Genomic DNA, 23,990 nt, shown 5'->3' on the forward strand with positions numbered 1-23,990 from the left:
AAAAATATCAATAAATTATTGATATTTTTACATTCATACTATATACAGCCTAGCATATATTACGTAATTTTTCAAGAACATATTCACTATAACAGAAGACTTTCTTATTTGCCTCTAAAACACCTGCAAATCATATAATAAGAGAATATTATAATGTTTAATGTAATACTATACAATGTTATAAAATATAGTATAATACTAGCATACCACTGAATTAATGCTGAGATATTCCCTTGCTTGATCAGTTAAAACACGTCCTCTTGGTGTGCGCTTTACGAAACTGACCTTGATTAAATAAGGTTCTACTGTTTCTTCAATATTGCCAACATCTTCAGATAGTGCAATAGATATGGTGTCAATTCCAACAGGTCCTGAGGTGTTAAACAAAAATCTCAGATAATCCATATCTAATTTATTTAGTCCCATTTTATCTATACCCAATTTTGATAGTGCAGAACCGGCAATTTCACAGGTAATTTTTTTATCATCTTTTACTTCAACAAAATCTCTTATTCTTCTGAGTAATCTCAAAGCAATTCTTGGAGTACCACGGGCGCGGCAGGCAATTTCCTGCACAGCATCCTTTTCGATTTCAGCACAAAGAACTCTTGCACCTCTTTTTATAATATCAACCAGTTCCTCAAAAGAATAAAACTCAAGATGCAGGGGAATACCAAAACGATCCCTCAGCGGTGCAGAAAGCAGTCCAAGCCGTGTTGTTGCCCCAATCAGTGTAAATGGTGGTAAATCTATTCTTAAAGTTCTGGTAGATGGGCCCTCACCTACTAGTATATCTAGGCAAAAATCTTCCATAGCAGTATATAAAACTTCCTCAATGCTACGATTTAATCTATGGATCTCATCGATAAATAGAACATCTTTTGCATTTAAAGTAGTGAGCACTGCAGCTAAGTCCCCAGCTTTACTAAGCAATGGACCAGAAGTTGCACGAAAGCTAACCCTTAACTCCTTAGAGACAATTTGTGCTAAAGTTGTTTTACCAAGCCCTGGAGGACCATAGAGCAATACGTGATCCAAAGCTTCAGCTCTCGTCTGTGCAGCATTTATAAACACTTTTAAATTTTGTATTAAGTCTTTTTGCCCGACAAAATCATCAAGTTGCTCAGGCCGGATATTTAAATTACGTACATCTTCAGAGTATTCCTTACTACATGATATTGACTTCATATTGTTTTAAGCGCCATACGAATAATATCTTTAGTGTCCAAGTTTGGTGATTCATCTTCTATTTTTTTTATTGTATCATAAGCTTTTGTTCTTTCATATCCAAGATTGATCAAAGCTGAAAGAGCATCTTCACTAATTGAGTGAAAATGATTGTTATTTATCTCTAATTTACTTACTTTGCCATTCAGCTCAGTAATAATTCGATTTATGAGTTTCAGGCCAAGTCCACTCACCTTAAGTGCTAGTTTATCCTCATTTATAATTGCCAAAAACAGTTGCTCTGGAGTTAATTTGCTCAAAATTGACATTGCGGTTTTATAGCTGACACCGCTCACTTTAACTAATAAACGCAGACACTGCTGTTCTTCTTTACTTATAAAGCCATATAGCTGAGTAACGTTTTCTCTGCTATTTGCATAAGTGTCGATAAGTAATTTTACTCTACTTCCAATCGAACAAGCACTTAAAGTTTTGGCTGAAAGATATACTATGTAGCCAACATCATTCACATTCAGGATTATGTGATCGCTACACACCTCATCAACTATTCCTCTTAGATTTCCTATCATTTCTAGTACTTTATAAAATTCAGTTTAAATGCTCCTGAGTCTTAGGTCAAGCAAACGAACATTATAGAAGTAGTTCCAGTTTCAATCATTGCAGACAAGTTTGCAGGAAATCTATTTTAATATGTTATTCCAGATCATTATGTAATTGAACCACAAGTTACTCCGATAGAAATAGAATTGCAGTCTCCTAACTTAGCTAAGTAATAGCAATTTCTATCTTTGGTGAAATAAAGGTAATTGTTTACTGTTTGCGAAAATATTTGCATAATTTAAGTAACATTACTTGATAAGAATTAACTATGGAGCTTAATAAGATTGCAGCATCGATTTTACTTTCTGGATTAATAATTATGATAGTTAGTAATGTAGTTGATATGCTATACAACCCAGAGGATTATAAAATTGAACACCAAACAATAGTAGCAGCCAGGAATGAGCCTCAACAAAAGATTGAACAAGTGGCACTTGATATTGGAGAGCTCATGCAGAATGCTAGCTTTGAAAAAGGCAAGTCAGCAGCAAAAAAATGTATAGCTTGTCATAGTTTTGAGAAAGGTGGAATGAATAAAGTGGGGCCAAACTTATGGAACGTGGTTGGAAATAAAAAGGCCCATCTTGGCAGCTCATTCAATTACTCAAAAGCACTACTTGAAAAAGGTGGGAAATGGGAGTATGAGGAGTTATTTGCTTTTTTAAAAAATCCAAAAGCCTACATAAAAGGTACACGTATGGCATTTGCAGGCATTTCCAATCCACAAGAGATTGCAGATCTAGTCAGCTATTTGCGTTCGATGAGCGATAGTCCGGTTGCCTTGCCAAAGTAGTATGAATTATTGTAAATTACTCGATGGAAGTAATGGCCATATAGCATATCGAAAGCTACAAGGAAAGAAGGCTTCTATAGTTTTTTTTAGTGGTTTTGCATCCAATATGGATGGAACTAAAGCAACTGCCGTTTACAAATTTTGCCAAGAAAATGATATAGCACTTGTGCTCTTTGATTATTTTGGCCATGGTAATTCAAGCGGTGATTTTGCTGATTATACAATAAGTGATTGGCAAAAAAATTGTGCTAAAGTGATAAGTGAATTAACTAGCAATAAACAAATAATTATAGGTTCAAGTATGGGAGGATGGCTGATGCTGCTCACTGCTCTTCAATTTCCAGAAAAAATTGCAGCATTAATCGGCATATCGTCTGCTCCTGATTTTACTGAAGATTTGATATTCAAGCAATTGTCAGGCAAGCAAAAAGAAGAACTAGGTTCTAAAGGTGTAATAGATTTTACTTCGGAGCATTGTGCATACAAAATAACTAAAAATCTGATCGAAGACGGTAGAAAGAACCTTCTTTTAAACAGAGAAGCAATAGATATAAACTGTCCTGTGCGCTTATTGCATAGCATTAATGATAAAGATGTTCCTTATCAAACTTCATTGAATTTAGCTGAAAAAATTAAGTCAACAGACGTTGAAGTACACTTAATAAAATCAGCAGAACACAACATGTCTGATAATCATTCACTGAAAATTTTATTTAAGACCATCAGAGAATTTTTGCCAGGAGAAATATATAATTGAAGTAATTCAGATGTGTTTGTCGTAAGAGCTGCAGTTATAGCTTCAACAGTAGGCACTATTCTTGATCACCTCAACATTTTCTCTTGGCAATTCTTTAATAAATCGAGAAGTGCGCATTGGTTGCCACTGATTATTAATTTCCCTCCTATCTGCACATGAAATGATCAACCTTTCTTTTGCTCTAGTTATGCCAACATATGCAAGTCTTCTCTCTTCTTCTAAAGCTTTACCATTTTTATCTTCAAAAGATCTTTGATGAGGAAATAATCCTTCTTCCCAACCAGGTAAAAACACGCACGGGAATTCAAGCCCTTTAGCCGCATGAAGAGTCATAACATATACAGTGTCATCGCTATTCATATTATCCACTTCCATCACCAAACTAATATGCTCCAAGAAGGTTATAGTGCTGTCAAAATTCTTCAAAGATGAAATGAGCTCTTTAACATTTTCTATTCGCGCTAAACCCGTCACTCCTTCATTCTCAAGCATTTCCATATATCCTGATTGATTTGCTACGATTTTAACAAATTCATGCAGTGGTTTTACGCTTACTATTTCTTCCCAAGCTTTAATTTTATTTAAAAAATCATTTAGTGAGAGTTTAATTCTTTCGGTTACTTGATCACTATTAACCAATATTTTTGCTGCCTGAAAAAAAGAAATTTTGTTATCCTGAGCAGTCGTGTATATTTTCTTTAGAGTTGTAGCTCCTATGCTTCTTTTTGGACGATTTACGATCCTTTCAAAAGCGAGATCATCATTATTATTTGTAACAAGCCTCAAATATGCAATTATATCCCTTACTTCTTGACGTTCGTAGAATTTTACGCCACTTATAATCCTATAGGGAATTGAATATTTTATAAAATACTCTTCGAGCACTCTAGTTTGAAAAGTCGCTCTTACGAGCACTGCAATGTCACTAAATCTGTATTTATTGAGCTTTAATATCTGTTCGCTTATGAACCTTGCTTCAGCTTTCCCGTCCCATAATTTTATTAGATTTACCTTTTCCCCTTCAATGTTTGTTGTCCACAACTTTTTTTCTAAGCGAGTCTTATTGTGATTGATAACATATGATGCAGTTGCAAGTATGTGGGATGTTGACCTGTAGTTACACTCCAGTTTAACGGTTTTTGCATTTTTAAAATCATCGGAAAATTTCAAAATATTTTCAACTTCTGCACCACGCCAACTGTATATCGATTGATCGTCATCTCCTACACAACAAATATTTGAGTGCTCTTTTGCAAGGTATTTTAGCCAAAGATATTGTATTGCATTTGTATCTTGATATTCATCTACCATGATATATTTAAACTTGTTTTGGTAGTAGGATAGAACCTCGATCTTTTGATTAAAGAGTTGTATGTTATATAGCAATAAGTCACCAAAATCGACAGAGTTAAGGAATTTTAACCTTTCCTGATACTGGTGATAGACTTTGAGTGCAGTTACGTACACTGGCCTAAATGATTGAACGTCTTCCACTTCGAATGGCAGTAAACACTTCTCTTTCCATTGCTGAATAATATTCATAATGGTCTTACATTTTTCTGATAGGTAATCAGGGCTGATTTCATTCATGATGTTTTTTATTACCTGTAATTGGTCATCCACACCAATAATTGTAAAATTGGAATTTAGCCCCACGACTTCAGCATGATGACGTAGAATTTTTGCTGCAATTGCATGGAAAGTGCCAAGCCATGGTATGTTTGTGCCCGTGAGTTCAAGCACTCTTGATATCATTTCATTTGCTGCTTTGTTCGTGAATGTAACTGCTAAGATCTCATCGGAGTAAGCGTAGCCATTTCGAATTATGTGCGCTATTCTTGAAGTGATCGTTCTTGTTTTTCCCGTTCCGGCTCCTGCCAGTATTAAAACTGGTCCATCTATGTTAGTTACAGCTGATTGTTGTTCTGGATTTAGCAGCGAGAGATAATCGTTCATTGTAGCCCTATAAATTATAGCTGCAGTAAGTTAATCTTACTACTTGCGCTCTGTAAAGTTTTTGTTGCTTGCTTCCAGTTTATTTCAAACAGTAGGTGCCTGGATTGACAAATGTTAAAATTTTAGGTAATATTGAAATATATACTAATAATAGTAAATAGATAATAAATATGTTTGCTAATTTAAATGGTCAAGAACAATTACAACAAAGAAAAGTGCGTTTTGCAGACCACAATGAGCTATCAGAAGATAAATCTGAATATGACTGGTATGGCTGGATCGATCACTTGATATCTCTGGAGTTTCACAAGGCTATAGAGGAGTTAGAAAAAGAGATCAGTGAGTTAGAAAAAGAACTCGAAGAATTAGAGGATAAAAATAAAAAGAGGTTAAAAAGTGATACGGAAACAGACCTCAAATTTATCAAATACCTAACTAAGCATTTTAATAATCCTGAAGAGATTATAAAGGAGTTAAAATCGTATGTTGATGAGGATAAATCTAGAGCGTCAAATAGGATGAAAAGTCATATTGTATTGGTCAGATATTTTGCTGAAAAGGTGCAAATAAAAATGACTGAAGAAACCAACGAATTTATAAAAGGCATTAAAATTAAATACGAGAAAAAAACAAGAACTAAAAGATTGCGTAAAAAAAACCCTCAATCTCTTTATGCTACTTCAGATAAAAATACAGCTAAACAATATGACGAAGAGGCTTACGATAATAAGCTAAAAGAATTAAGGAATTTAATTATTCATTCAAAAAATAACTTTAATCATGATATCCATGTAAGTCTGCTTATTAGAGTCAATAATGGTATTGTAGGTGATATTTGGGATAACCCTAGTGAACTAGGAAAATCTAGTCATGAATGGAAGCTGATACATTGTGTAAAAGAATTGCTAAAGATTAACCATGGAAATTTTAAACAAATATTGGGTAGCATTGAAGATCTCATGGAACCATCATTAAAGCAATATAAAGAGCTAAGCCCTCCTATCAACATAACACAAGATCAAAATCTTAAAACAACAGCACTTGCAGAAGTAAGTTTGCAGTCTAAGGAATCTTTTCCAGGCGATACTGAGAATGATTTACAAGGCACCCAACCTACACCAGGAGGCTGTAAACCACTAAAGCGTGAAGGAACAGAAGGATTAGCTGTTCCTTCAGCTGGCACTAAAATAGATATGAATAGTGGCCAATTACAAACAACCTCTCACGAACTGCAAAACCCTTATGATAATGCAGGTATGTATAGCGCTTTAGGTGTTGCTGTTGTCGGTTTTATAGCAATTGGAGTGATGTTATGTGCTACAGGTAATCCAGTTCTTGGAGGAGTCTTTATAGCAGTCCCTGTAATTAGTGCATTAATACTTGGTATTGCAAAAATTTATGAAGAAGTCAGTAAAAAGAAGGAAAAAAAGCCAGAAATAGATACATTGACCGCCTTGAGAGAAGTGCTTACCCCTCAATGGTTAAGTAAGGGTAGAGTTTCAAATATTTAATATGATATTGACTTTATTGTAATAGTGCTTTAATTAGGTAAGTAGCGTTGAAAGTAGTACGTTAATGCCTTTTTTCTTTTATTTTTTTGCAATTCTTAGCATTTTATCTGCTGTATGCGTAATTAGTGTAAGGAATCCTGTGCATGCAGTATTATTTTTAATTTTCACCTTCGTTAATTCTGCAGTTCTTTTTATTCTCCTTGGAGCTGAATTCATCGCTATGATGATGCTGATAGTATACATCGGTGCAGTTGCAGTGTTATTCCTCTTTGTAGTCATGATGCTCGATATTGACTACATAAGATTGCATCAGGGTTTTGCAAAGCATTTCACTCTTGGTGCTATATTATGTGTTGTGTTTTTTCTAATCATCAGCTTTGTAATTCGCAGTTCAGAACCGAATATAAGCAATGTTATAAACTATAATAACAATAACGTGAAAGCTATCGGTAATTTGCTCTACACTGACTACATGTACGCTTTTCATCTTTCTGGTATTCTGCTGCTTGTTGCAATTGTTGGTGCAATTGCTCTTACTTTGCAGGAAAAGAAAAAAGGAGTTAGAAAACAGAACGTGTTAAAGCAATTGACACAATCTTCATCTGTAAAATTGATTAAGGCTAAATTTGGAAAAGGAGTGGAATGGAAATAGGATTAAATCACTTTTTGATAATTGCTGCTGTTTTGTTCACTATTGGCGTGTGTGGTATTTTCATTAACCGTAAGAGCATAATCAATATACTGTTATCAATAGAAATATTACTCTTGGCAATTAATATCAATCTAGTTGCTTTTTCTGCCTTTATGAATGATATAGTTGGGCAAATTTTTGTGATGTTTGTGTTGACTGTTGCGGCAGCAGAGTCAGGAGTTGGGCTTGCAATATTGGTTGTATATTATAGAAGCCGTGGCAATATAGATGTTGAACAAGCGAACTTAATGAAAGAATGAAAGTATGATGGATATACTGAAATTAATAGTATTTTTGCCACTCTTTGGTTCGCTATTTGCAGCACTTTTTAGAAAAAGTCAGTTAGTTACAACGGCAGGGATTGGAATATCTGCAGTTTTATCTTGGTATGTTTTTCTCACCTTCTCTGAAAATTATCACTTGAGTTTATTTCCTCTATTTTCATTAAGTGTATTAAAAGTAAATTGGGCAATTAGTGTGGATGCTCTCTCATCCTTAATGCTTATTGTCATTACCACCGTTTCACTAGTAGTCCACCTCTATTCTATCGGTTATATGGAGCATGACAAAGGGAAGTCGAGGTTTTTTTCTTACCTATCGCTATTTACGTTTTGCATGATTGTGCTGGTTGTAAGCGATAATTTCGTGCAGCTTTTTTTTGGCTGGGAAGGGGTTGGCCTGTGTTCTTATTTACTCATAGGATTTTGGTTCCAAAAATATTCTGCAAATAATGCAGCAATTAAAGCATTTGTTGTGAATAGGGTAGGAGACTTTGCACTATTGATTGGAATCTTTCTTATTTATTATACATTTCACTCTTTGAATTTTACTGAAGTTTTTGATACAACTGATCTTCTTGGCACGCAGAACATTAGAGCATTCTGCTGTGAATTCAAAGTAACTCATATAATATGCATATTACTTTTTATTGGCTGTATGGGTAAATCTGCACAGCTTGGTTTACATGTTTGGTTGCCAGATGCAATGGAAGGGCCAACCCCTGTTTCTGCACTCATTCACGCAGCAACGATGGTAACAGCAGGTATATTTTTAGTAGCAAAATGTTCTCCATTATTTGAGCTATCAAATGTGGCACGAGAATTAATAGTTATTGTTGGGGCACTTACTGCTTTCTTTGCAGCTACGGTTGCGATTACTCAGAACGATATAAAAAAAATAATTGCTTATTCAACCTGCAGTCAACTTGGTTATATGTTCATGGCATGTGGGCTTTCTGCTTACAATGTTGCTATTTTTCATTTAATGACACACGCTTTTTTTAAAGCTCTACTATTTCTTGGTGCTGGCAATGTGATTCATGCAATGCATCATGAGCAAAACATTCAGAAAATGGGAAATTGCTGGAAGAAAATCCCTTGCACTTATACTCTCATGTGGATTGGATCTCTTGCGCTTTCTGGAATATTTCCATTTGCAGGTTTTTACTCAAAGGATTTGATAATTGAACATGCTTATAGCACGGATAGCTTTGCTTTTGTAATAAGCTTAGTTGTTGCATTCTTCACAGCGTTTTACTCTTGGAGGTTATTGCTTCTTGTGTTCCACAGCCAAAAACAAAGTAAAATTAATATACATGAGGCACCAAAGATTATGCTTATACCATTACTGATACTCGCTTTTGGATCGGTATTTTCTGGAGTGTGGGGAGCAAATATTTTGAACATAACTAGTAATGCGTTTTGGAAATCAAGTTTAATGGTGATTGATGAGCATGGAGCTCATAATTTCTTTATAAAACTGCTGCCAACCTTAGCGAGCCTAAGTGGAATAGCTCTTGCGTACCTAATTTACCAATATCAAGTAATTAGGCAAATTAAGAGTAAATTTTTACTTAAGTTTTTGCAGAATAAGTGGTACTTTGATGAGGTGTATGAGTTTGTTATAATTGCACCGATAAGGTTTATATCTAGGCTTCTATGGAAGTTTGATGTTAAGGCTATTGATTCATTTGGACCAAATGGTGTTGTAAGGTTGGTTAATGAATGTTCAAAAAGTTCTATAAAGTTACAAACTGGTTATATATTTGATTATGCATTTGTTATGTTTGTTACTTTAATAATTGGTGCTTTGTATATTATTGGAATTAAATAGAAGGTGTTGTTACTTAGTATATTCTTGCTTCCACTGATAGGAGCGTTAATTTTATCCTCGATCAGGATTAACCATCAATCTATACACCTAAGATTCCTTGCCCTATTTTTTGCTATACTTCCATTTTTGCTTAGCATTGTAGCTTGTATAGGATTTGATTATAACAATGCGGACTTTCAGTTTGTCAGCTATCCAATCAAGAATGTAGGAATAGGGATAGATGGTATATCGTTGCTTTTCCTTCTGCTTACAACTTTCTTGTTTGTAATTTGTATACTCTATAACTGCAAAATGAGTTATACAACCCTTAGGTCATATATGGCATTATTTCTACTGCTTGAGAGTTTTGTAGTCGGTTTTTTCGTTTCACTGAATGCTATAAGCTTTTATGTGTTTTTTGAAGCTGTCTTAATACCAATGTTCTTTATTATTGGCATTTGGGGAGGGAAGCAAAGGATATATGCGACGTTTAAGTTATTTCTTTATACATTAACTGGCTCATTATTATTTCTACTGGGGTTAGTATACATCTATAGTGTTTTTGGAACGTTTAGTATACAAAAATTAGCTACATTAGTGCCAAGCCTTGATCTTGAAGTGCAGTCATTGCTGTGGATTACATTTTTTATTTCTTTTGCAATAAAAGTACCTATGTTTCCATTTCACACTTGGCTTCCTGATGCGCATGTGCAATCACCAACTTCTGGGTCTGTGATTTTAGCTGGCTTGCTTATTAAAATGGGGGGATATGGATTTTTAAGATTTTCTATTCCAATGCTTCCTCAGGCAAGTTTGTATTTTTCAAATTTCGTTGTTGTGCTGAGCATTATTGCGGTGATATATGCTTCTCTAGTTGCGTTTGCTCAAGATGATATGAAGAAGTTAATAGCTTATTCTTCAATAGCACATATGGGGATCGTTACCGCTGGCCTCTTTTCATTTTGTGAGGAAGGAGTACTGGGTAGCATATTTCAAATGATTAGTCATGGCCTTATTTCTGCTGCTTTATTTTTGTGTGTTGGAATGCTATATACTCGAACTGGGACTTTGGAGATTGCAAAATATTTTGGCATAGTAAACACAATGCCAAAATTTGGTTTTATGTTCATTTTATTTTCAATGGCTTCAATAGGGCTACCTGGAACATCTGGGTTCGCAGGTGAGTTTTTGGCTATGGTTGGAATGTTTAAGAGCATAGGGTTTTTTACAGGATTTATCGCACTTGGCACTATTTTAAGCGCAGTTTATATGCTGAATTTATGTAAGCAAATAATATGGGGGGTTAGCTATTCTAAATTATTAAATAACCGTTTGGATAGCATAGAATTTTCTGTCTTAATTCTGCTTGCAGTGTTTGTTATTTTGCTTGGATTTTACCCAACCCTTGCACTGAATTATTTGAAGCCATGTATGGCAAATTTGTTAGTCAAATATAATGCGCTATGAATTATATACAGATATTGCCGGAAACGTTCTCTATTATCTCCTCGTTAGTGTTGCTACTGCTTGGAATTATATTTAACCGCCGAACTATCAACTTATTAGCACTTGGCTGCACAGTGGTAACTTTGATTATTTTAATTATTTCGGCAGAAAACAATGAAATTTTTCTCTTTAATTCGTTGTTAAAACTCAATTTATACATCAGGTCAGCCCAAGGGTTAATTCTCAGCACAGGAATTTTAATACTTTTGATGCTGAATTTATCAAAATATGACTATAAATATGAATTTTCAATACTGATTCTTTTTGCGCTATTTGGCATGATAACTTTGGTTTCAGCAAATAGTCTGATTTCTTTTTATTTAGCTTTTGAGTTGATGAGTATATCTTTGTATGTTCTTGCGAGCTTTAATAAAGATTCAGCTTATTCATGTGAAGCAGGAGTGAAATATTTTACACTTAGTGCACTATCTTCCTGCATTATGCTATATGGAATGTCGCTGCTTTATGGATATACAGGACAAGTCAATTTCTCTGAGCTCGGTTCATTCTTGCAAAACCATCAGATAACTTATGGAATAGTTTTTGGGTTAGTTTTTATCCTTATTGGTTTGTGTTTCAAGCTTGCTATTGCTCCTTTTCATATGTGGGCTCCAGATGTCTATCAAGGTGCACCTACCATAGTAACTGCGTTTTTTTCTACGGCCCCAAAAGCTGCACTTGTAACATTTTTAATTCGATTGATGAATGAAGAGTTAGTAAATGTAAAAAGTTATGTTCAGCCTATTTTCTTATACGTTTCAGCATTGTCTGTGCTTATCTCAGCTTTTGGGGCCTTGCGTCAGCAAAACTTAAAAAGGCTGTTTGCTTACAGTTCAATTGGTCACATTGGTTTTATATTTGCTTCACTTTCTATTTTTACACAAGCAGGAACAGATAGTGCCTTAATGTATTTGGTGATATATATCATCACAAGCATAGGGCTATTCTCATATCTCGTACAAATTGACGATGATGATTGTGATATTGCAAATTTATCTGGTATAGGAAAAAAGCAACCAATTTTAGCATTCCATCTTTCTATACTATTACTCTCGATGTCGGGAATACCTCCACTTGCAGGTTTTATCGCTAAATTTTTTATATTCAAAAGTTTAATAAATTCTGGCTTTATCAGCCTGTCTTTGATTCTTGTAACAGCGAGTGTGATATCATGCTACTATTATTTAAATATCATGAAAGTTATGTATTTTGATAAAGCTAGTGGTAATAAGGTTGCTTATTCTAAGAGTCTATTCATTATCACTTCAGTGGCTTCACTGATCAACCTCGTTCTTTTCTTGTACGCAGAAGATCTTTACTCATTGATTAATTCATTGACAAATTAACAATTTAGTGTTTATAATTAGTGATTAATTAATATTTTGTGGTGAAAAATGAGTAAAAGAAAAACTGTTTTGAAATTTTCAATTGCCGCTCTCTTGCTAGGAGGATCGAGCACTGTAGCTGTTTTATATTTTCCTTATGTTGCTTTAGCAATTAAATTTGGTATTGTAATCTCTACAGCTCCTCTGGCAATTTTTGCCATTTCTGTAGTTGCTGCATTAGTTTCAGTAATTACATTAGCAGCATTTACTATTTCCGCCATACGCAGTAAGGGTAAATCTAATAAGGTTAGTAGCGAACCAAGAAGTAAAAATGAAGAAGAAGGAGAAAGTCTAGTACAAGAAAAAGAGCAAGCTGTGCCTATTCTTACGCCACCGTTGCTTTCGCAAGAGCCTGAAAAGTCGGTTATTCCTATTCCACAACAACCACCAGTTGATGATCCAGTGAAAGAAACAGAAACACCGCAACCTGACGTTATGGTTAATGGTGCTGATCAGCAAGCTAACCAAACAGAGGAATCGTTGCCACCATATCCAGAACCCACCTCGCCTCTAAATAGCATGGATCAACTCAAATCGTTTCCTGAATTGCCGTCAATTGTTAGTTTGGAAGGTAGTAGTAATTCTATCAAAAATTGCAAAGAACGAGAATATGTGTTATTTTTACCAAGTCTGTCAGAGCAACCTTTAACGTTGTCTAATGCAAAATTGGCATTTAAGCTGAGAGCTGCATTAGATGAGTACAAAAGGCAACAACCTAATCAGGCTAGTACAGAAAATAGTTATGTTTCCTGGGGCAGTGACTTTGAGGATTCAATAATTGGTAACAATAGCCTTCCTAGTGTTAGTATCACCCAAGAATTAGAAGAACGGTCAGGAGGAGTTAGGTGTTTTTCTGAACTAAATAATGTTCATAATATACTCGAGTATCGAAGACAGCTATCTCTTATGAATAATTGCTCTAACAGTTATTGTTCTTCTATGCTTTCATCAATACAAGAACCAGATAGGCTACAAGCAAGTTTAGGAAGTGACAATCCATCAGTGCAGTCTTTTCAACCAAAGAAGGAGCTTTTATATGATGTAAATAAAAAAATTTTTGATAGCGTTGATTATGAAGTAAATTATACTAGACTTTCTGAGAATGCAGGGGAAGCTCCTAATTACGAACGGGAATTTCCACTTACTGAAACAAATGTTAACAGCGGTCCTGAAGCAATGCCCTATGACGTAAATGAAAATGGGGCTTCATATAGCAGTATGCAATCACCTGTATTATCAAGTTCTGCTAGCCGTGGCAACAGTTTTTCTAGATAAGAGAGTTTTTTGATAGAATTAAGAAAATGATCCCTGAAACATTTGAGGGCTTTCATATTCATCATTACAAAGAAGTTCCAAGTACTAATAAAGAAGCATTGGGTTTAATTGAGAAAGGGATATCAAATGAAACTGTCATTATTGCTGATAAACAAACAGAAGGTAGGGGACGCACTGGAAAAAGCTGGATTTCTCCAGAGGGTAATCTCTATGCGAGTTTGATAATTAACCAAGAAAAGGATGTCAGCAAATTGACAGAATTGACTTTTGTGACTGCTCTTGCTGTTGGAAATACTTTATTATCGTTAAATTTCTTGAATAATCAAACCCACTGCGGTGTCATTCCAATGCGTGACACTGGAATCCATACTTTTTCTTCTGGATCCCAGTGTCAAAGCACTGGGATGACAAGAGATCAATTCATAAACGATCTCAATCTTCAACATAAATGGCCAAATGACATTCTAATCGATGGCAAGAAAATAAGCGGAATATTGCTTGAAAAAAAATCCAATTCAAATTGGCTCATTATAGGAATTGGAATTAATGTCAATCATGCGCCACTTCCAGGCACAACGTGCATTAGCAATTACGGTGAATCTGTGTCTAACATGGATCTATTAAAGGAATTAATAATAAATTTTAATAAGCTAAGAAAGCAATGGCTATTTGATGGGTTTTATGCTATAAGAGAAATGTGGTTAAAAAAAGCATTCAAAATGAATGAGCAAATCAGTGTAAAGTTAGCTGACAAATTGTATGAAGGAATTTTTGCTGATATAGATAAAAGTGGTAAATTGGTGTTGCAGCAAAAGGATGGAAGCTTAATTTATTTTGATGCAGGTGAGTTATTTATTGGCAGTGCATTATGAATACATATGTAATTTTTGCTTACCTTATTAGTTTTACGTTGATTACCGGAGAACTGATTTTTACCGTTTCTTGCTATACTAAAAGTAAAAAAATTCTAGAAAGCCTGAAAGATAATAATGAAGAAGAAACATAAGCGATTACTTATAACTTCAGGAATTTTCTGCTTTTTAAGTTGTGCAGTTTTTTTTATTTTAACAACGCTCAAAGAAAATATCTCATTTTTCTATACAGTAAGTGAGGCAATAGTTTTACCAAATAATCAAAAGCCAATCCGTGTTGGTGGAATGGTTGTTGAAAATAGCGTGATACGGAGCGAAAGCGAAGTAGTTTTTCAAATGACAGATTTTAACAAAAGCGTTGTGGTGAAATATCAGGGAATACTTCCACCAATGTTTTCAGAAAAAAGTGGTGTTGTTGTGCAAGGTAAAATATTTGATAATAGTACCTTTCTTGCAGATACGGTGTTTGCAAAACATGATGAGAACTATAAGCCGAAAATTTTGGAACAAACTCCCTAATACAGCTATATACTATTTAATATATCAGAGTGAGTTGGTGCTTCCCATTCTACGTTATTATGGTCAATTATTGCTGCTTTTAATCCTTCAACTTCGCCCCTTAGGTGATCAAGTTCTTCTGCCCATGTTCTGTAGTTTTGATTATTATCAATAAATCCATCCTGCTGAATTAACTTATTCAAATGAGATAAACCTTCGGCCAAGTGTTGGTTTATATCAAGAAACTCTTCTCGAAGTTGTGCTATGTTGTCCATAATTGAGACACGCAAGCCCGAAACAAACTTCTCATTTAAATCGTAGATTAACTTATCCATAACTTGATAGACGTAATGAATTGTTGCAATTTTATCTTCAATGTCCTCAAAGTTTGTGGGCTTAACTTCAACTTCTATATTGTCTATTTCTTTAAACTTGAAAACGCTCATTTGGTTTATTGCTTCAAAGTTATTTTCGCTTTCTTGTTTACTGTTGTTACTCATGTTAGCTCCTATAAAAAATTAGAATTAGCTGCACATATCATGTAGTTTTTTCTAGCCTACTAAACACCGGTTTACAGGTGCCCAGGTTCATACTGAGCACACCCTTATATTGCCATAAACTCAGTATCAGCACCTTTGAACTGTGGCGCATCCCATTCAAATCCACTACCATCATTTCCAGCATTTTCTAAGTTTTGTACCTTACCTTTTAGCTCATCGAGTTCTTTCACTAAGCCTTTACTACTGTCACCTAGAGTACCTTTTAATTGATTAATAGATTCGCTATTATTATTCAACACGTCATCTAATTTAGGAACAAACTCCTTGTTCAGCTCTGCAATTAATTTATCTAAAACTTTGTGGACATAACCAAGCTTTGCTGTGTTTTTCTCAGTTTGCTCATCATAGCCTTTAGGTCTAGTGTCAACTTCTATTTTGCCTATTACTTTAAGTTCGTTGTCACTTTCTTGTTTACTACTGTTCATATTAACTCCCGTAAAAAATTATAATTTCAAAATCGGCTAAGCTGCACACAAATGATTTTCTTCAAATCTCTTAGACCAGTATCATTCCATACTCACTCTGAGTGTACTCTTCCATTGCAGTCAATTCAGCTTGAAAATGCGGACTACTATTCCAATCAAATTCACTACCATCTGTTCCTTTAAGCTTATCGAGCATCTCATTTATCAATTTGCTTTGTTCATTAAACTTCTCTTTTAATGCATCAATAATAGCTTTAGACTGATCTTTACTGCTAAGATCGCCAATCACAGATATGACTTTCTCATGAGGCAGTTTGTGAATGATGTCTTTAAGCTCTTCTGCATCTACGTTATCCAAAAGTTCTTTAAACTGCTCACGAGACATATTATGAGCAAAAGCTTGAAGTTTTTCTGGTTTGTCAACTAAAGACTTAATAACCATCTGAATCTTATTAGGATCAGTTAAATCTCGAGCTACTATTGCAAGTTTCTCGTGGTCTAGCTTATTAATTAAATTATGTAATGTATCTTCTTCTAAAGTTTTTACTAGGGCTGGAAGTTGATTTTTCAACGCTTCGTCCAAAATAGTGTTTATCATTTTCTCATTTGAATTTTTTATTAGTTCTACAAACTGGTCATGCTTCATTGTCTTGATCATCATCTCGAACTGATCCATTTTAAGGTGAGGGAAAATTTGTTTTACTTGATCTGAGTTAAAGTCTTTTACTAAGTTCTCAACCTGATCCTTATTTAATAAGGGGACTATTATTCCTAACTTTTTTGAATCCAATGTGTGAGTAAGGGCTTGTAATTGATGATTGGTTAAATGATCCACTAAAGCTAGAAATTGTCCATCTGTTAAGTTCTCTGCTAAAACCTGTAGTTGTTTATTTGTTAAGCTCTTTGCTAAAATCTGTAATTTCTCATTATTAAGAATATCGGCAAGAGTCTCTAACTGATTTCCTGTTAAGTTCTTAAAAAAAGTTTTGGCGAACTCACTTGATATTAGTACACTCTTTGGTATCTTAGACGATGTTATATCTTCTATCAACTTTGCTGTATCATGGTGTGGCATACTGTATTGTAATATCTTGTTGTCAGGTGAATCGATTATGTTTCCTTCCTTATCTGAAAAATAATATTTATCGTCACCAAGACCTGATTCCTCCCATGTTAAATATTTGTACTTCAATTCTTCACCTACAAAATCATGATAACCAGTTTTATCTTCTATGCCCCACTTTAATGATAGTTTAACTAATCTATCATTGTCATATGCAAATGAATTACTGTTCTTAGAATAACCAGGTTGACCATCTCGAATATATCTGTTTTGTTTTTCTTCTACGCAATATATTCCGAATCTATTAAGAAAATCGCTACAGAATTTTATAGATAATTCTAGCGTATCGTCTTCTTCGCTTAGCGATATAAGCTTGACTTTTTTCATAGATTTAGGATTTTCAATGTTATAATACCTTTCATATTCACTAGATCCGCATGAAAATTGCTGTCCAGGTACCATCTTAAAGACATGTTTTTTTCCACTCATAAGTATTATCTAATAAATTTAATTATAGCTATTCTAGCATTTAATGATTAATTTATAATTAAATTAGCATGTATTGGAGTCATAATAACAAATATCACTAGAGAATTAGTATAAAACCCCGATAGAATAAATAGGCTGGCTTTATGGTATGTTGAAACCTATATTGGTGGGGGTAAGCGTACTTTTCGAACTCGCTCTCTCGAATATTATACAAAATGAGTAAAGTGAGTAAATAAAAGAATTTAATTTGTACTTAATGACATCTCAATTCAACCACTATGGATTAAAATCCAAAGATTGAAAGAGAGCGTAGAATGCTAACTTTCAACTTACCAAATTTATCTTCTTTTTTAGAGTGATTTTCAATATGATTTTTTATCATTACAAAGTAGCCTACTAACCATAACTCAGTATCTTTTTCTCAGCTCTGGAAAGTTTTGCTGGAACTTTTTCCTTTTATTAACTGCACTAACTTACTAATACTGAAGTATGGGGTACAGAAACGTATACATGTTGACGCAACTCTACCTCTGATAATTTCTACTTCCACATACTTCTTGTACAACTTCTTTAGTTTTCTGACCAATATCTCCAACTAATACTGGATATCGATATTTTGTTATCCACACTATGTGATATATATACAGAGTGACTGCTTTTTCTATAATATTCCACATTCTTTCAAATTTTTCACCTTAAGATTATATTCTTGAAAGGATGGTCCAGGGTTTTTCTCCCAAATTTGGGAGAATAAAGAAAAATTGAGATGATTTACAGCAAAAACGAAATTAGAACAAAGCCCTTCTACAAGGAAGCTCAAAAACTTCAACAAAATACCATAATATTCAAAAATCCTTTGTTTTTCTGATGTATCTAATTACTATATAAAAGCTTTAGGTAATATAGGGGGTGTGTATGCTGAGGACACAACATCGAGTAAGTAATCTAAAAAAAGAGATTAATTCAGAAATCATTGATCGGTTGAAAGAGCAGCTGAATAAGCAACAAAACAGTAAATCTTTTCAATTTAAAAATAGAATAAGACGTCAATATAATCCTGATGATACTAACATTGCTAAATTGTTTCTGGCGATACGTGAGCATAGAACGGATAATCCTCAGCTAAATAAGATTAGTGAAATTGAAGGGTTACTTACTCAAGTACAAAATATTAATGATATTGATCTCAATGATGGTGGTAATACACCACTACATGTTGCTGTAAGCAAAAATCATCAAGACATTGTTGAACTTCTTTTGAATGTGTCTGGTATAGACCCAAATATTAAAAATAATCAAGGTAAAACTCCACTAGATATTGCTAAGCAACAAAATAAGGGAGAGATTATTAGGACTCTAGAAGAACATTTAAAAAAATCTTCTGATCAAGTAAAAAGACTTTCTGCACAGGAGGAGGAAGTACATGAAAAGCTAAGAAAGTTTGTTGAAGGTTTTGTTTTTATTTATGAACGCTCTTTATCAGAGTACTATGAGAGACTAGAAAATCAAAGAGGAAAGCAAGGTAAATGGGCTGATTTTGTTAATATGATAATATATATAGGAAAAGGTGGAACAGAACAAGGAGAAGCGGAATCAAAAGTAATTCCTCTTATTGGAATTAACATTCTTCGAGCAACAATATCCAGCATTGGTAGTAGTTATAATAGAGCAGAGCTTAAAAAGCTGATAGATCAATTGTATATATTTAAAAAGGATCCAATCAAAGTCAGGGAAGAGTTAGTAAAATCTGGTATTGAGATTTTTCAAAGTTTTGAGAGCCAATTTATACAAGTAACAGCAGAAGGAAGTTGGCAGAGAGCAATGACAAAATTAGCAGAAGATGCTGTGAGTAGAGTGGTTGATTACTATAGAAAAAATACTGAAAAAGAGCTTTGTGCTTCCTCAATTACTGAGGGTATTATTTTTGGAGAATCAAAAAGATATAAACAAACCTACACTGGTGTTCCTCATATTAAGCTAGGACATACTTTAGAAAGTAAAAACTCGAATTCATGGAGTACTGCAGAACTATTTGATAAAGCGGGATTAGTAACAATAAAGAGTGATGGTAGTGCTGATAAATACTATAGGAGAATAGATGGAAAGAGTGATACTAGCAAATATGGCTATCGTCTTCTTTTTAAATGGGAATTGGAAAGTAAAATAAAAAAATTCGCTAGAGAATACATTGAAGAAAATCCTTCTAGGGAGGAGTATAGGTATATTTTAAAGTTAGATGAGGGAAAATGGAAAGATGAATTATTGGATGAGCTTAATAAGCAAGATCCGAAGTTAGTCGAAGAGAGGTTACTAAGAAAATTCAAAGGAGAAATGGAACAGGAAGCTGAAAAAAACTTCAATGAATTAGAGGATTATATAGGTAAGAATTTTAATGAGTTATCAGGTTACATAGAAAGTAATCAAAATGAGATTAAGGGAGTCTTTGATGAATTAATGAGTCAATATCAGGAAGCCAGTAGGCAACGTCACAAGATAGCAGATTCTATTGTAGAAGGAAGGAAAGAAAGTGAAAAAAGTTTCGAGAAAATAGATAAAAAGCTTGATAAGATATATGATGCAGTTGTAGCAGGACAAAAAGTAAGAGAGCCTATTTGGTTTAATGTGAAAAAGCCAGTAATTTTGTTTGCTGGAAGAAGGGAAGAGTTAATTGACCTACATAATAAGATACAACGTAGTTCAGAAAAAGTAACAGTAATATCACAAATAACCTCAATTAGCGGTTTAGGAGGAATAGGAAAAACTGAGTTAGCTAGACAATATGTTCAAGAATATAGTAAAGATTGTTATGACAACGTTATATGGATCAATGCTGAAAGTGAGATAGCTCTTGTTGAATCATTTACTCGATTAGCGAAGAATAAACTAAGAATTGATATAAAAGATGAGAATGGAAAAGAAAAGGATATAAAAGCTCTCATAGAAGAGGTTTATGAATTTTTCAGTAATAGTAAAAGCTTGTTTATTTTTGATGATGCCGAGAAAAGTAATTATTTGAATAAGTTTTTACCAATTCATGATTCATTACCGGGTGGTAATGGACCTTATATTTTAATTACTTCTCGTAATCGAGAGTGGGAAAGGGGGATAGAAGTTATTAATCTAAACGAATTAAAGTCAGAAGAAGCGATAGAATTTGTAAAAAAGGGCTTTAGTATAGAAGATGAATCTCAAAATGAAAAGATAAAAGTGTTGGTAGAAAAATTACAACACTTTCCTTTAGCTATACAGCAAGCAATATCATATATTGAAGATCAAAGGGTTACAAGAGAATTTAGCATAGATGATTATCTAGAGGAGTATGAAGAGAAGACGAAAGATTTGCTTAATTATGAAGGATTTAGAGGAATTGATAATAACTATGCAAAAACAACTTTCACAACTTGGAAGATTACAACCGATAAGATAGCAAGCAATGAAAAGTATGGAAATTTAGCTTTAAGGATTCTTGATGTTATCTCTTATCTTGCACCTGACAATATTAGTAGAGAATTCTTTTTAGATTTGACAGGAAATAATGAAGAGGAATTAAGGTCAGCTGTTCGTTTACTTATAAAATATTCTATGGTTAATGGTGAACAAGAGCAAGGTGTATTGAGTATTCATAAATTAGTTCAAGAAGTGACAAAAATAGCGTTAGAAGAAGAGGGTAAAAGCGAAGAAGTTATGAAAGAGACTTTCGAGCTACTCAGAGCAAGTTTTCCTTATGGTAGTGATAAATTAGAAGACTATTTAAAAAAACGAGAATTATTACCGCACTTAGAGGCATTTTTATCACGTATAGATAGTTGGTTAAAAAAGAACCCTCAAGATAAAGAAAAAATAGAAAAGGATTATCTTGAAAATTTGTTGACATGGATGAGTGATGGGTATTTTAATTTGGGTAATCCCAAAAGAGAAAAGGAGTTGCTAGAAAGGGTTTTGCCTATTTTAGAAAAGCATTACGGAGAAGATCATTTTGAAGTATTTAAAAGACTAGTAAATCTAAGCAACAGTTATCTAGTTTTAGGTGATTACCAAAGAGCAAAAGATTTGCTAGAAAGAGCTTTAAAAATTGAAAAGCAAGATTATGAAGAAGAGCGTTTTCAATTAGTTAGAACACTGGTAAATCTGAGTATCAGCTATCGAGCTTTAGATGATTATCAAACAGCGAAAGAGTTACTAGAAAGGGCCTTTCCCATTTTAGAGAATCATTATCGGGAGGATCGTTCTTCATTAGCTCAAGTACTAATAAACCTGAGTATTGCTTATGGATCTTTAGGTGATTATGAAAGAGCGAAAAAGTCAATAGAAAGAGTATTCTCTATTTTAGGTGACAATTATGAAGAAGAGCACTTTGAGTCAGCTAAAATGTTAGTAAATCTTAGTATTGCTTGTAGAGGTTTTGGTGATTATCAGACAGCAAAAGAGTTACTAGAAAGGGCACTACCTATTTTAGAAAATTATTATGAAGAAGATCATTTTCAGGTAGCTATAGCTAAAACAAATCAAGGTATCACTTATATAGCTTTAGATGATTATGGAAGAGCAGAAGAGTTGCTAGAAAGAGCTTTGCCTATTTTAGAGAATCATTATGGAGAAAATCATATTGAAGTAGCTAAAATATTAGTAAATTTAAGTACCATCTATAGATACTTTGATGATTATCAAGGAGCAAAAGAGTTGCTAGAGAGAGCTTTACCTATTTTAGAGAAGCACTATGGGGAAGAGCATTTTGAAATAGGTATGATTCTGGAAAGTTTAGGCACTGATTATATAGCCTTAGGTGATAATCAGGAAGCAAAAGAGGTGCTAGAAAGAGCTTTATCTATTTTAGAGAAATATCATGAAAGAGATCATGTTGAAGTAAGTAAAATATTAGTAAATTTGAGTATCGCCTATAGAGGTTTAGGTGATACTCAGGGAGTAAAAAAGTTGCTAGAAAGGGCTTTACCTATTTTAGAGAAGCATTATGGAGAAAATCATTTTGAAGTAGCTATAGCCTTAGAAGATTTAGCTATTGCCGATGGAGCTTTAGGTCATGTTCAGAGAGCAAAAGATTTACTAGAAAGGGCTTCTGCAATATATCAAAGGAGTAAAGTTGAAGAATGTTTGCCGAGTACGAGTTCAGTAAGGAACAGAAGAGAAGCGAAGATTGGGGAGTGTAAACTGTCTTGGGAAGACGTAAATGAATTCAATACAGAAAAAGATGAGAAAAGAGATTTTAGTAAAATTAAAATAGATAGTAAAAAGTTTATTGACTATATAAAAGATATACCAGAAGAAAAACGTTCTCAGCTAATTGAGCTAGCAGATAAAGTGCAAGTTAAGGGTAGGTTTAGCAATTTGGTCAATAAGCTTACCAGTAATCAGAAGGTCATGAATCATTTAAATAGAGTAAAGAAAATCTCTAGCATAACTATGCATGGAATGATAGCTAAAAATATTTTAGCTGACTTTTTAACCGGAGATTATCAGGGTGTAGCAATTAATGTTGGCTTTATTGCCGGTGATCAAGGATTTGCTAAAGTTGCTGAAGTTGCATCTCGTAAAGGATTAAATTTGCTCTCAGAAAAAAAGGTATTACTTGGTAGGTCTTTAAGAGTTGCATCACCTTTTCTTGCTCGAGGTACTTCTGCCTTTATTATTTATGATTTAGTAAATCAGGTAAAAGCATTAAAAAATGGTACAGAAGGAGCATTGGTTGGCGTAGTAGGAGATAGCATTTACCTGGGAGTTGACGCTGCAGAGATTGGGATTGAAGTTGCTGAAGGTTTTGAAGTATTAGAAGGAGTTTCATCTATTACTGGACCTATTGGAGCAGGAGTTGGCACTGCAGTATTTATTTACACTGATATTTATATGGCAGTAAAGAGAGTTGATAAAATTGATGAAATTATTCACTTAACTAGAGGAGAAAAATTTATTGAAGGATTGCGTGCATTTATAGTTATGCGACCTGAACAATATGTAGAAAAGTTAATGGAAGAAAAACAACTTTATAACCAATTAGTTAAGCAAGGATTTGAGTATTTAAAGGAGTATAGTGATATTCAAAGCTATGTATTCCCTACTGGTAAATCAGTTGTGAATTCTTGTCGTACAGTGCCACACCAAGTAAGGCAGTGTGGTGGTGCCGGATGGCTTTGTTGCATCGCTACCTATGAAAGGCTAACTATACAAGCAACTTATTGAAAATCTTATTTTTTTGCAGTCAATCTGATCAAATTTAAGAATAGTAATTTATTGTTTGTATTAGTAAATTTAATTCTACTTAAAATAGCTAAAGCATTGAAATTCTTGAATTTTAGCTAGATTAGTGAATGGTAGTAA

General features: G+C 33.9%; 18 protein-coding genes and 1 pseudogene. 12 read left to right on the forward strand and 7 right to left on the reverse strand.

The window, feature by feature from the left end:
• Positions 1 to 198: 198 nt before the first annotated feature.
• A complete protein-coding gene (ruvB, locus tag ABWU56_RS07045; protein WP_007302374.1) occupies positions 199 to 1,188 on the reverse strand; it encodes a Holliday junction branch migration DNA helicase RuvB in 990 nt (329 codons plus the stop codon).
• Positions 1,185 to 1,757: a Holliday junction branch migration protein RuvA gene (ruvA, locus tag ABWU56_RS07050; RefSeq protein ID WP_007302375.1), complete on the reverse strand. Its 573-nt coding sequence runs from the start codon at positions 1,755 to 1,757 to the stop codon at positions 1,185 to 1,187. The genes ruvB and ruvA overlap by 4 nt, the downstream gene beginning before the upstream one ends.
• 299 nt (positions 1,758 to 2,056) lie before the next feature.
• On the opposite strand from ruvA, the gene ABWU56_RS07055 reads away from it, so the two are divergent.
• The gene (locus ABWU56_RS07055; protein ID WP_353281436.1) at positions 2,057 to 2,581 is read left to right on the forward strand and encodes a c-type cytochrome; all 525 of its coding nucleotides are present in this window, start codon (positions 2,057 to 2,059) and stop codon (positions 2,579 to 2,581) included.
• Between the two features lies 1 nt (position 2,582).
• The gene (locus ABWU56_RS07060) at positions 2,583 to 3,338 is read left to right on the forward strand and encodes an alpha/beta hydrolase (RefSeq protein WP_007302377.1); all 756 of its coding nucleotides are present in this window, start codon (positions 2,583 to 2,585) and stop codon (positions 3,336 to 3,338) included.
• A 42-nt stretch (positions 3,339 to 3,380) separates the two neighbouring features.
• On the opposite strand, the gene ABWU56_RS07065 is transcribed toward ABWU56_RS07060, so the two are convergent.
• A complete protein-coding gene (locus tag ABWU56_RS07065) occupies positions 3,381 to 5,294 on the reverse strand; it encodes an ATP-dependent helicase (protein ID WP_353281438.1) in 1,914 nt (637 codons plus the stop codon).
• 170 nt (positions 5,295 to 5,464) lie between these two features.
• Between ABWU56_RS07065 and ABWU56_RS07070 the strand changes: the two genes are divergently transcribed.
• The 9 genes from ABWU56_RS07070 to ccmE all read left to right on the forward strand — a co-directional run bounded on the left by ABWU56_RS07070 (position 5,465) and on the right by ccmE (position 15,144).
• Entirely contained in the window at positions 5,465 to 6,805 is a 1,341-nt protein-coding gene (locus ABWU56_RS07070) for a hypothetical protein (protein WP_264704560.1), read from the forward strand.
• A gap of 64 nt (positions 6,806 to 6,869) precedes the next feature.
• Complete coding sequence (locus ABWU56_RS07075; protein WP_029237644.1) at positions 6,870 to 7,457, forward strand: NADH-quinone oxidoreductase subunit J; 588 nt, start codon at positions 6,870 to 6,872, stop codon at positions 7,455 to 7,457.
• Positions 7,448 to 7,756 carry an NADH-quinone oxidoreductase subunit NuoK gene (nuoK, locus tag ABWU56_RS07080; RefSeq protein WP_010404075.1) on the forward strand — a complete coding sequence of 103 codons (309 nt, stop codon included), beginning with the start codon at positions 7,448 to 7,450 and terminating at the stop codon, positions 7,754 to 7,756. Before ABWU56_RS07075 ends, nuoK begins: the two co-directional genes overlap by 10 nt.
• A gap of 4 nt (positions 7,757 to 7,760) precedes the next feature.
• Positions 7,761 to 9,608 carry an NADH-quinone oxidoreductase subunit L gene (nuoL, locus tag ABWU56_RS07085; RefSeq protein WP_353281440.1) on the forward strand — a complete coding sequence of 616 codons (1,848 nt, stop codon included), beginning with the start codon at positions 7,761 to 7,763 and terminating at the stop codon, positions 9,606 to 9,608.
• A gap of 3 nt (positions 9,609 to 9,611) precedes the next feature.
• Positions 9,612 to 11,054 (forward strand): NuoM family protein, encoded by a 1,443-nt coding sequence (locus ABWU56_RS07090; RefSeq protein ID WP_353281442.1) that lies wholly within the window; start codon positions 9,612 to 9,614, stop codon positions 11,052 to 11,054.
• Positions 11,051 to 12,439 carry an NADH-quinone oxidoreductase subunit N gene (locus ABWU56_RS07095; protein ID WP_353281443.1) on the forward strand — a complete coding sequence of 463 codons (1,389 nt, stop codon included), beginning with the start codon at positions 11,051 to 11,053 and terminating at the stop codon, positions 12,437 to 12,439. Before ABWU56_RS07090 ends, ABWU56_RS07095 begins: the two co-directional genes overlap by 4 nt.
• Positions 12,440 to 12,487: 48 nt before the next feature.
• Positions 12,488 to 13,753 (forward strand): hypothetical protein, encoded by a 1,266-nt coding sequence (locus ABWU56_RS07100; RefSeq protein WP_353281444.1) that lies wholly within the window; start codon positions 12,488 to 12,490, stop codon positions 13,751 to 13,753.
• Between the two features lie 26 nt (positions 13,754 to 13,779).
• Entirely contained in the window at positions 13,780 to 14,625 is an 846-nt protein-coding gene (locus ABWU56_RS07105) for a biotin--[acetyl-CoA-carboxylase] ligase (protein ID WP_353281446.1), read from the forward strand.
• Between the two features lie 117 nt (positions 14,626 to 14,742).
• On the forward strand, positions 14,743 to 15,144 hold the full coding sequence (gene ccmE, locus ABWU56_RS07110) for a cytochrome c maturation protein CcmE (protein ID WP_353281447.1): 402 nt from the start codon (positions 14,743 to 14,745) through the stop codon (positions 15,142 to 15,144).
• 5 nt (positions 15,145 to 15,149) lie between these two features.
• Here the strand turns inward: ccmE and ABWU56_RS07115 are convergent, their stop codons facing one another.
• The 4 genes and pseudogenes from ABWU56_RS07115 to tnpA all read right to left on the reverse strand — a co-directional run bounded on the left by ABWU56_RS07115 (position 15,150) and on the right by tnpA (position 18,335).
• On the reverse strand, positions 15,150 to 15,623 hold the full coding sequence (locus ABWU56_RS07115) for a hypothetical protein (protein WP_353281449.1): 474 nt from the start codon (positions 15,621 to 15,623) through the stop codon (positions 15,150 to 15,152).
• Between the two features lie 104 nt (positions 15,624 to 15,727).
• Positions 15,728 to 16,108 (reverse strand): hypothetical protein, encoded by a 381-nt coding sequence (locus tag ABWU56_RS07120; protein ID WP_353281451.1) that lies wholly within the window; start codon positions 16,106 to 16,108, stop codon positions 15,728 to 15,730.
• Positions 16,109 to 16,178: 70 nt separating this feature from the next.
• The gene (locus ABWU56_RS07125) at positions 16,179 to 17,660 is read right to left on the reverse strand and encodes an MgtE intracellular N domain protein (RefSeq protein ID WP_353281452.1); all 1,482 of its coding nucleotides are present in this window, start codon (positions 17,658 to 17,660) and stop codon (positions 16,179 to 16,181) included.
• Between the two features lie 283 nt (positions 17,661 to 17,943).
• Positions 17,944 to 18,335 (reverse strand): annotated as a pseudogene (gene tnpA, locus ABWU56_RS07130) (IS200/IS605 family transposase).
• 240 nt (positions 18,336 to 18,575) lie between these two features.
• Between tnpA and ABWU56_RS07135 the strand changes: the two are divergent.
• Positions 18,576 to 23,852, forward strand: coding sequence for a tetratricopeptide repeat protein (locus ABWU56_RS07135; RefSeq protein WP_353281453.1), 5,277 nt, complete (start codon positions 18,576 to 18,578; stop codon positions 23,850 to 23,852).
• The last annotated feature ends 138 nt before the right edge of the window (positions 23,853 to 23,990 follow it).

The sequence above is a fragment of the Wolbachia endosymbiont (group B) of Horisme vitalbata genome (assembly GCF_964028625.1).
GTDB lineage: Bacteria > Pseudomonadota > Alphaproteobacteria > Rickettsiales > Anaplasmataceae > Wolbachia.